A 10,062-nucleotide genomic window follows, 5' to 3' on the forward strand; every position below is an offset into this window, starting at 1 on the left:
CTTGTTGTCATGCTTTAACTCCTCAGGTGGTGGATTTTCCACCTATTGAGGTGTCCGGGCAAATTAGACCACAGCAGCCATTGTCGCGGCGATCAGGGAAATTGAGGACGGGGCGTGGTTGCAGAACTTGGGGATTGCTGATGTCCACTATGGGTACCCCATTAGCGAATAGCACGTCGGCGCCTAGCGCAAAGTTGCCTGACAAGATGATGTTGTTGAGTAGGCCTCCCAACACGGAGGGTGTGCTTGACAGGATGACTGGCGTCTGCGGACTTCCAATGTCGACCGAAGTCATGCTGTTGCGATAGTCCGCCACAATGGCGGTGTTGCCACGAAGGGCAACGCCGCGTGCATCGCCGGTAAGTGCCGTGCCGCGCACCACCGGCGCCGAAAGTTGGCTGACATCCACCAACTGCAAGCCCGCTTCGCCCATCGCTGCAGCGAGCAAATTTCGGGAAGGGTCCAAATCCAGATTCCATCCCGTCCCTCCCAATTTGATCGATGCGACCTGGACCATTGCTGCCGGGCTGGCGACGTTGGCAATGTACAGACTGTCACCGTCGAGGACATAGGCTGTAGTGCCGCGCACTTTGATTCCCATGGCTTGCCCACCCAACGCGAGGCGACCCAGCAGACGCGGCGAGGCGGGCGTCGAGATATCGACCGCAACTATGCCACCGCTGGTCGCCAGATAGGCCATATCTCCAGCTAGCGTAACGTCGTTAGCGTTGGTGTTTAGTTGCAGGCTTGATAATATCCTTGGGGTGTGACGGTCATCGCTCAGCGCCACAATCTGCAACCCGGCAGACCCGGCTGCAACATAGGCAAAGTCGCCATTTATCGCCACCCCGTTGGCGAAACCTGGGATGTCAACATAGGACAGCGCAGCAGGTGCGAAATTCAGTATCTTCCCGTGCACTGTAGCCGTATGGCCGTTATTGGTGACGGTAATATCGCATATGCCAGCGGTACTGGCATGCACCTCTCCATCCGCGCCGCCGAAATTGCATGAATCCACATTGCTGCTGGCGTACTGCGTCTGTCGGGCGCTGCTGGTCAGGTCAATTTCAAATCCGTCTTTCATGGTGCCGATCACTTTCAATTGGACACTGGCGTTGCCGGTCAGCGTGTTGACGACCAGGGCAAAGTTACCCGGCGAAATGCGGATGCTGAGCAAAGCGGCCCCTAGATTGACGCTGGCCGCATTGGTGGGATTGCTGCCGGTGAGTATCTCCGTGCCGTCGCGCACGCCGTCGCCGTCTGTGTCGGCCAACAAGGGGTTGGTGCAGTAGCCGCGTGTGCAATGGACCTCATCGCCGTCGCTGATGCCATCGCCGTCCGTGTCCGGATTATGGGGATCGGTGCCGGCGCGGTATTCCTCCAGTGCCGTAAGGCCGTCGTGGTCTTCATCCAGCTGCGCGTCCGCCGGATTGTTTGGGTCCATGCCAAGGCGCAGTTCTTCCTCGTCGGGGATGCCGTCGCCGTCGCTGTCGACACCGGACAGCGCGACGCGCAGCTGCGTAATGCCCTGTGTGCCTTCGTTGATCGCCTGGACCACTACCGTGCCGCTGCGCACTGCCGTGATGAGGCCGGCCGGCGTAATGGTGGCGATGGCGGGATTGCTGATGGTGTAGCTGGTGCCGCTGCCGGTGACATCAACCTGATTGCCAGCCGCGTAGGTGGCTAGCGCCTGCACCTGGGTGGTGGCGCCGGCGCCGGTGAGCGTCGGGCTGGCGACGGTGACGCGCAGTTGGGCCGGTATCGGCGTGGTCGGCCCCAATATAATCGGCGGCAGTGTCACGGAGTCGTTGGCCGGTATCGTGAATTCATCCGATTGACCGTAGCGGGTAACGCCGTCCTGCACGCACGTGGCGCGCGCACGGACTTTACCGAAATTGGCCGGGACGTTGGGCAGCACCCAGGTTCCGTCCGCCTTGGCTTGCACGTTGCGGTTCAAGATGCTCACCACGCAGTTCTCGTTCAATCCGGCCGCATCCACCGGGGCCGTGTCCGCGAGCAGCGCCAGCGTGCACGCCAGCGCTGCCAAGCATTTTGCGGTTTTCAACAGTGACTGCATTTCAGCCTCCCGGTCCGTCGGTGTATGTTTGTCACATTGCGGTTGTCATCTCACCGCGCTGTATCGCGTCGATGAAGGTGGCGTCGGAGCCGCGATCCGAGTTGAGGTCCCACAGCACGCTACCGTTTGCGCGTATGCGCAGCGCATAGAGATCGCGTTCGCTATATCCGCCCGCCACTACGTCGCTGGATGGCAGCTTACGGATAAAGGCCAGGCGTTTGCGCCCCAGGGCGCGCACCAGTTGGCTTTTCCCCGAATGGTCGAGCAGGACCAACCGGGCTTGACCATCCGCAGCCACGCCCGCAACCAGGAATTTTCCAGATCCGACGGGCATGAAAGTGTCGATATATTTCACCGCCGTGTCACCATCTTGAAGGACGAACGCGAATTGTTCTTTCACAGTTCCGCTCGGCGAGAACAGCCCGATCCAGCCCAGGTCATTGTCGTAGCGATGGCCCAGCGGACTGAGTTTCGCAAGCACTGCCAGGTCCCCATTCTCGGTGATGGCCGAGGCGCGACTTTCCAGCATCATGCCGTCCGGGGCGTAGTCCAGCTGCCATGCGATAGCCAAGGGCGCAGCCCCGGCGTACGACGGTGCGAATATCAGACATGGCCAAAATATGGAGAGCAGCAATAGTCGTCTCATCTTCCATACTCCTCGTCAGCTGGTGGGCGAGTGCATCCACCTGAGCTGGGCTGGTCGCGTCAATGCTGGCGCGCGGGATGCCCTGTGGAACGGGCAGCTACCGCTGCGGCCTGTATTTCTCTTCTTCCCTCTCGGCGAGGAATTTTTATGAACATTAATTCCCTCCGCTGGCGCCGGCCTTCGGCATGCGAACGCAGTCCAGCCAGATAGTGGGCATCGGGACCGCGAATCATTTCTACGCTGTGGAAGCGCATGTAATCCGGCGCTCTGAGCTGCCCCTGGAAGATCGGCACCTGCCGCCCATCGGCATCCACTTCAATGATCTGAAGTTGGCCATGGGCGCCTATGCCTGCCGCCGTGAAGCTGCCCGCGTATCCGCTCAATACGAACGGCACGGACACACGACCCTCAAAAAAGGTCTGGCTGCTTGTTGCGCGCAGTGATGTCCCGTTGGCGAACAATTCCAGCAATACGCAGCCCGACAGCAAATCAGATCCCAACTTGTCGTAGACGAGTCCGAGCCGTCGGCCATCGTCGGCCAGGTAGGCATAATGCGCGGGCCCTTGCCGCATTTGGTTTTCCAGCACGTCACCGGATGCGCCTATGCGTGCCAGCCATATACTCTGCGGGAACATTTTGCCCGGCGTGCCTCCCGCCAAAATGAAACCGGTATCGCTTTCCACGAGGTCAAACACGGCAAACACGTCGTTGTAGCGCCTAGCCCAATTCAGCTCGCCGCGCGGCGATATCGATGCCACAAAGCCCTTGCCATCGACTGAGCCAGCCAACATCAACATGCCCTGCCGGCTCAGGCGTAGCGTGCTGACTGTTATGCTGCTGTCGCCGATGTTGAGTGTCTTGCTGAATGGCGCTGCGGTTCCTCGTAGATCGATGCGGGCCAAATGCAAGCGCCCGTGGCTGGCTGCGATCAAGTAGACCAGATCGCTGGCGTCGATTGCCAGACCGACGCGTTCATACAGGAGCGGCGCGTCTTCCGAAAATAGCGGCGGTACCAGGTCTAACGCCGCTGTTTGTTTTCCAGAGCCGTCGAGGGCGACCAGCCGCAACGGACTGTCGTCAGCCCTGGCTTTGCTGTACAACAGTATGAAGGTGCTGCGCTTCGGGTTGGCGGCCATGGCCAGCATGTTCGTACCATCGGCGGTTGCTACCTTGTGTTGCTGCCAAGCTGCGTCCGATGTCGATTCATCGTTCAACGCCTGTGCCGCAGACGCCCCAGTTAGCAGTGCGACAGATAGCGCGGTCAAAAGGCGGCGCATGGTTCCTCGCCTGGTGCAATCGTGAGCATGGCAGTTGCAAAGGTATCGGGCCAGTGATTGGTGGTGCTCCCATGCGCCCAAAATTCCCCATTTTGCATGATGACCTCCATCCGTTGAACCTCTGTCGACAAGACCGCAGTGCAGCCGGCCGCTTGCACGCCGGGGGCTGCGCGAGCGGACCACATGTTGGGCTGGTTGGTGCCAGAACAGCCAGTTCTTGACGCGCATGGTCGTCCCTACATTGAAGGAATTCTTGCAAACACCAGTTCCATTTGCAGGCGCCGGCCGACAGCGTGTGAGCGCAGCGCGCCTAAATAGTAGGCATCGGCGCCGCGAATAATCTCCACGCTGTGGAATCGTTCATAATCTGGCGCTTTGGGTTGTCCTTTGTACAGAGGGAGGAGCCTCCCATCCGCCTTTAGTTGAACAATCTGCAGCCGATCTTCTGTCGCGATGCCGGCTGCAGTAAATCCGCCCGAATCGCCGCTCAATGCAAATGGTGCGTCCAGGCGGCCTTCAAATATGGTTTGGCTGACACCTCCACGCAGCGTTGCACTGTCGCTGAGGATTTCCAATAAGGCTGTACCGGATTCCAGGTCCGCGTTCAGCTTTTCATAGCTGAGCCCAATGCGCTGGCCATCGCTAGCCAGGTATGCATAGGCAGTCGGCCCATGTTTGAGCTGGCTCTGCAGCACTTCGCCGGCAGAGTCTATGCGAGCTAGCCATACGCTTTGAGGAAACATCTTGCCTGCTGTGCCCCCGGTCAGCACGAACCCTTCGTCGCTTTCTATCAAATCCATTATGACGGCCACGTTGCCGTAGAGCTTGGTCCAATTTACCTTGCCTGACGGTGAGATCGAAGCGACAAAGCCCTTGCCATTGACAGCACCTGCCAGCATCAGCGTGCCCTGCCGACTCAGGCGCAAAGTGCTCACCGCAGCGCTATTGGTACCGACTTTCAGCACCTTCTGCAGCGGTGTGGATGCCCCCTTCAGGTCGATACGGACCAAGCGTACGCTTCCGGCACTTCCGGCGGTGGCCACATATGCTGTGCCGCTGTCGTCGATGGCTAGCCCGCCGCGAGCCAGCAACATAGGTGGGTTTTCCGTGGATAACGGAAGCATCGGTTCAGGCGCATAAATTCTATTGCCCGCTTTGTCGAAGGCGATTAACCGTAGTTGTTCGTCGCCATTCTTGTCTGTATCGGTATATAGCAGCGCAATCGTGTCGAGTGCGCGGTCGGCGGCCATTGCCAGTATGGCTGTGGAATCTGCGACAGGGATTGCGTGCTGATGCCACGATGCGTCGGGTATATATTCCAGGGCCGCGACCGGCTTGGCGCATAGTCCGGCCAACAGGATGGCGCAGGCCAGCGAGGAAATGCGGCGTCGAATGTTCATATTCATTTGGTCGGCTTCGATTTGACGGGAAGGTAAGCAAACACCAGTTCTAACTGCTGACTTCGTCCGTCCATTTTGGAACGCAGCCCGCTGAAATAGATGGCGCTGGGTGAGCGCATGATTTCAACGCTGAGAAACCGAACATATTCCGGTGCTTTGACCTGGCCGATGAATAGCGGAATGATTTTCTCGCCCGCGCCCACCTCGGCGATCCGCAGTACGCCGTTCTCGGCCACTCCTGCCGCTGTGAAGTGGCCTGCACTGGCACTCAACGCAAACGGCGCATCGAGACGGCCCTCAAATAAGACATGACTGGCCGTTTCCCGCAACGCCGTATCGCTGGCGAACACGGCAAGCAGGGCTTGACCAGACTCAAGATCTGGCCCCAATCTTTCAAAGCTGAGTCCAATGCGTTGACCATCGCCGGCCAAGTACGCGTAGCGGGTCGGTCCGGGCCGCAGTTGGCTCTCCAGTTCCTCGCCGGACGCCCCGATGCGTGCTATCCACACGCTTTGCGGAAACATTTTGCCCGGTGTTCCGCCTGCCAGCACAAAACCGTTACCGCTTTCGGCTATGTCCAGCACAGTGACTACCTTGTCATAATGTGTCGTCCAATTCAATTTTCCTTGCGGCGACACGGATGCCACGAAGCCCTTGTCGTCAGCCGAGCCTGCCAACATCAATGTACCCTGGCGGCTGAGATGCATGGCCATCACTTGTACGCTGCCCTCGCCAATCTTGAGTACCTTTACGAGCGATGCGGCCGTGCTCGATGGGGCGACACTTGCTAAGCAAACGCGGCCAGCTTGCGCGGCGACTGCGACATATGCTGTGCCGTTGTCGCCTACAGTCAGCCCAGCATGTGTATGCATCTCCAATGGCCCCGCGGATCGTAGCGCTGGCGCCAGGTTCACCGACTTCAGCGGCCTACCGGCATCGTTGAATGTGAGCAAATGCAATTGATCACCGTTTCCGCTCTCAGTCTCTGCGTACAGCAGCGAAATGGCGCTGTATTCGCGATTCGCAGCCATTGCCAGAACACGTGTGCTGGGCACCGCCGGTATCACGTACTGTTGCCATGGGCGATCTTGAGCGGGCTGGCCAAAGGCCGCCGCTGCGCTGGACGGCGCTACCAACAATACGGCGCATGACAGCTTAATCTTCGGGATCAGGGTCTGCATGATCTTCATTTAGGGTGCACGCTGTATCAAGGCGGCCAATGGTTTGAGTATGACTTCAACCCCGACGGTATTGTCAGGCGGAATTTTTTTTGCTTATCACTGTTGCGGCCGTTTTTTCTGTGATGGGCTATCAGTGCGTCCGGCATTAAAACTAATCTCTGAATAATGGATATTGGAGAATTTGTTGCATGACGCCGTTCTTTCTCTACGGAAGGCTCAGTAACCGGTTCCTTTGATGGATACACTCAGGGGCATGACATTCCAGCCATTTGGCGGTCCGTAAAGTGACATATCTAGGACTCAATATTTCATTTATACGTGCTGGCAGTTGGCGCCTGATTCAACTGATCGCGGAACTCCGCCATCAGCTTGGCCTGTGCGTCCTTTTCCATGTTTGCCAATCGGTTGGCGTAGGTCTCCATAACTGAGTCGCGCAGCCCGATCCGGACCGAGACAATGTCAGGCATACCAATCTTGTTGTTCGCTGGGTAACTCGCGATAACTATCGCATCCTTTTTCTTCAATACCATCGAGATATCACGGCCTCCTGACTTTGTACGCCCATAACCCACACTGTCCGGTAGTCCCCATTTCTTGAGGACGGCGATGCGGAATGCGGAGATCATATGTGCGGAATGCACAGGCAACTGCTTGAGAAGTGCAACGCTAGTTAGGATCGGTCGAACGTCTTCAAAAAAATAGATGACACTGTCGATGAATTCGGACTGGACACTCTCAAAGAGTAGCGTCGCGGGACCGGAGTCATCTTCTTCCAGATTGCTTCCCGAGATTGCCGGCCGGCTACGTAGGAGTTCGGCCTGCGTCACCCCGAGCCTGATATTCGAAAGTGTCTCCGGCATTAGACTAGGGGCGTTGGCGACCGGCGTGGCCGATTCAGCCAATGCATAAGCTTGCCACGATAGGAGTCCCGCCAACGCCAAGGACACCCGCACGACGACCAGGCAGCGAAGTCGTGCATTGTGGGCGAAAAGAATGACCTGTGGAATTCGCATGATGGAGATTTTCAGTAAGTTACTGAGCAGGTGGAAGATGACGTCGACGCGCTGTCGCCGGTCTGATCCTGAAATATTCGCCGCTCCCAATTTGCACACAAATCCAAAAATTACCGAAACGAGAATTTAATAATGTGGAGAAATTCCTGTCCTCCAACAAAATTTGGAATCGATTTGACTCCTGTGGACACCGAGTAGACATCATCAGTGCCGACGATTTCTGGGTGAAGATACGCATGGCCTAGCGGACTTTCCAGGCGACTCAAGATCGTGCCGGAATCGTTCAACTCCAGCCAAACCATCGTAGCTCCGCTCATGGTAACCATCAGGTAGCGCCCGTCTTTACGGCGAGTCAGCCGCGCTCGGTCCAGACTAAACGGGACCGAAATTAAATCTGTGCTGTGTATGGTCTTAAATGCCGCATCAAGGCGGATGAATCGAATCTTTTGCTCGATACCAACGCCAGCGTCGACAAGCATTGCATAACCGTCGTTGGCGGCGACTAATGCGCCAGCTCGTCCGGCGATTGAAAAACTGGGCGTCGGAATGGCGCCTATTCCGGGAGCCAAAAGAGTCACCCCTGTTACTGCATCGCGCATAAATAACTTCTCCCGTTGACCAGACTGTTCTAATGCAAAGACGTTTTCGCCTCTCAATATTGCCTCCAAGAAGACGTCATCAAACCCGCGATCCAAGCTGAACTCCCATAGCACATTGCCGTTTGGACGTGTGCGTATTGCAAACAGATCGCGCTCGCTACGACCTCCTGCCACCAAGTCACCAGAAGGTAGCTTTTTGATAAAAGACAGGCGTTTTTTACCCAAGGCGCGCACGAGTTGCTTTTTTCCTAAATTATCGAACGCAACCAATTGAGATTGACCATCCGGTGCAACTCCGGCAACCAAGAATTTGCCACCGCCAATCGGCGCGAAAGCATCGACGTCTTGTACGGCTGTGTCGCCGGGTCGAAATACGAATGAAAATTGTTCTTTTACATTACCTGTTGGTGTGAATAGGCCAATCCAGCCCTGATTCTCCCTTTCATTATTACTGCGCTTAAGCGGTCGTGATAACGCAAGTACTGCCAAGTCTCCATCCTCAGTAATCGCCGAAGCGCGACTCTCTAGCATTTTCCCCTCAGGTGCATGGTCAAGTTGCCATGTAATAACTGGTGTGCTGCCTTTAGAGTACGGCGCCGCGAACAGCAGGCAATAAAAAATAGCGAAAATCAACAAAGAGCGAGACATCGTACATATCCTCCATCGTAAGAAACTAGCATTGCAGGTACGGATTAGATACTCTTCACTTGAACTAGTTCGATCTATTTTGTTTGTGATCAGAATCCATTTCGTTTATTGACCACAGCAATCGCAGGCGTTCTTTTGGGCGGCCTCGTAAAATGAATCGATGCTTGAAACAGCCGCTTGGTAGCCGAAAGAGAACGAATAGCATTGAGCTTGATAGACGACATTTATGACACCGGAGTAATCTGCGTCGCAGACCAGATCCATTGTGTTACGAAACAAAACGTCACACGATCCTTTGTCGCTGTTGCAAGTGTCATAGCAGACGTCATGACCATTGCAGGCTGATGTGAAAGTACCTGCCTTCGATCCATGCAATGCCAAATAGGCCGGATCCGATATATGAGCTGCATACATTGGATTGTCTGGTGTCAACCTTGATATACCACTACCGCCGCAGCCGTTAAATTGAGGGACATGGGCGGCGTTAGGTGACCGGTTCGGGCATTTCATCAGGTCTACAACTGGATGTATGGGCTGGGCCTCACCATTAAAGCAGCATCCAAGTTCTACACGCGTGCCATTCTTAGTTGGGTCTGCTGTTGGAAGTCCAGCAACACACTTATTACAGCGATTCACTGGCTGCTCGTTGTCGTCCTCCCGCGAGGCGACTCGGCCGCCGCTGCAATACTGCGCCTTGCAGTCGGTGGGCGAGTCCTGTGGCGGCGTCTGGCCATTATCAGCCACACATCCCGCGCCAGCGCATTTCTGGCAAGTCGGGCAAGTCCCCGCCGAGCCCGACGGGTTCGGATTGCCGCCGCAATGCCAGCCGGCCTTGATGACGCCGGCGCCCAGGTCGGATGTGATGGTGGCGCCGTCCTCGCTCACCGTCGCGCTACCGATGGCAACGAAGCTGGCCAGGTCGTGGTCATACGAATACATCTCCGTTACGGCCCGTGGTGCCAGCCCGTCCACGTTGGGGATGGTCATGCGCGCAGGCGGATTGAAGTGCGTGCCCACCGGCTGGATGGTCACGACGAAGCGCGGCTGCTGGCCGAACCCTGGCGACATCGGCACCTTGTCCATGTTGACGGGCGTGACCGACACGCAGCCGCTGCGCGACCCGCCCGGGAAGGTGGCGGCACCAGGAGCGATGGTCAGCGCGAAACCGGGCACGTCGGGCAGGTTCAAGGTCCCGCCCGTGGTTTCGTCAACGCAAACGCG

Annotated in this window: 8 protein-coding genes; all 8 read right to left on the reverse strand. The window is 56.9% G+C overall.

Annotation, left to right across the window (positions count from 1 at the left end; translation table 11 throughout):
• Positions 1–22: 22 nt before the first annotated feature.
• Positions 23–2,077: a hypothetical protein gene (locus tag AC3WOS_RS27960; protein WP_492720522.1), complete on the reverse strand. Its 2,055-nt coding sequence runs from the start codon at positions 2,075–2,077 to the stop codon at positions 23–25.
• Between the two features lie 31 nt (positions 2,078–2,108).
• Complete coding sequence (locus AC3WOS_RS27965) at positions 2,109–2,723, reverse strand: hypothetical protein (RefSeq protein ID WP_492720523.1); 615 nt, start codon at positions 2,721–2,723, stop codon at positions 2,109–2,111.
• Between the two features lie 59 nt (positions 2,724–2,782).
• Positions 2,783–4,000, reverse strand: coding sequence for a hypothetical protein (locus AC3WOS_RS27970; RefSeq protein ID WP_492720525.1), 1,218 nt, complete (start codon positions 3,998–4,000; stop codon positions 2,783–2,785).
• 236 nt (positions 4,001–4,236) lie between these two features.
• Positions 4,237–5,406, reverse strand: coding sequence for a hypothetical protein (locus tag AC3WOS_RS27975; RefSeq protein WP_492720526.1), 1,170 nt, complete (start codon positions 5,404–5,406; stop codon positions 4,237–4,239).
• A complete protein-coding gene (locus AC3WOS_RS27980) occupies positions 5,403–6,590 on the reverse strand; it encodes a hypothetical protein (protein WP_492720527.1) in 1,188 nt (395 codons plus the stop codon). The genes AC3WOS_RS27975 and AC3WOS_RS27980 overlap by 4 nt, the downstream gene beginning before the upstream one ends.
• Before the next feature lie 299 nt (positions 6,591–6,889).
• Positions 6,890–7,594: a hypothetical protein gene (locus AC3WOS_RS27985; protein WP_492720529.1), complete on the reverse strand. Its 705-nt coding sequence runs from the start codon at positions 7,592–7,594 to the stop codon at positions 6,890–6,892.
• Positions 7,595–7,704: 110 nt separating this feature from the next.
• Complete coding sequence (locus tag AC3WOS_RS27990) at positions 7,705–8,841, reverse strand: hypothetical protein (RefSeq protein WP_492720530.1); 1,137 nt, start codon at positions 8,839–8,841, stop codon at positions 7,705–7,707.
• A 105-nt stretch (positions 8,842–8,946) separates the two neighbouring features.
• Positions 8,947–10,062: hypothetical protein (locus tag AC3WOS_RS27995; RefSeq protein WP_492720531.1), on the reverse strand; the 1,116-nt coding region annotated here is incomplete at its 5' end.

The organism is Rugamonas sp. FW305-51, assembly GCF_058786935.1.

Bases quoted from the DNA above. Each gene is read 5' to 3' on its own strand.
- AC3WOS_RS27960 (WP_492720522.1), bottom strand. From the start codon at position 2,077: ATGCAGTCACTGTTGAAAACCGCAAAATGCTTGGCAGCGCTGGCGTGC.
- AC3WOS_RS27970 (WP_492720525.1), bottom strand. From the start codon at position 4,000: ATGCGCCGCCTTTTGACCGCGCTATCTGTCGCACTGCTAACTGGGGCG.
- AC3WOS_RS27965 (WP_492720523.1), bottom strand. From the start codon at position 2,723: ATGAGACGACTATTGCTGCTCTCCATATTTTGGCCATGTCTGATATTC.
- AC3WOS_RS27985 (WP_492720529.1), bottom strand. From the start codon at position 7,594: ATGCGAATTCCACAGGTCATTCTTTTCGCCCACAATGCACGACTTCGC.
- AC3WOS_RS27975 (WP_492720526.1), bottom strand. From the start codon at position 5,406: ATGAATATGAACATTCGACGCCGCATTTCCTCGCTGGCCTGCGCCATC.
- AC3WOS_RS27990 (WP_492720530.1), bottom strand. From the start codon at position 8,841: ATGTCTCGCTCTTTGTTGATTTTCGCTATTTTTTATTGCCTGCTGTTC.
- AC3WOS_RS27980 (WP_492720527.1), bottom strand. From the start codon at position 6,590: ATGAAGATCATGCAGACCCTGATCCCGAAGATTAAGCTGTCATGCGCC.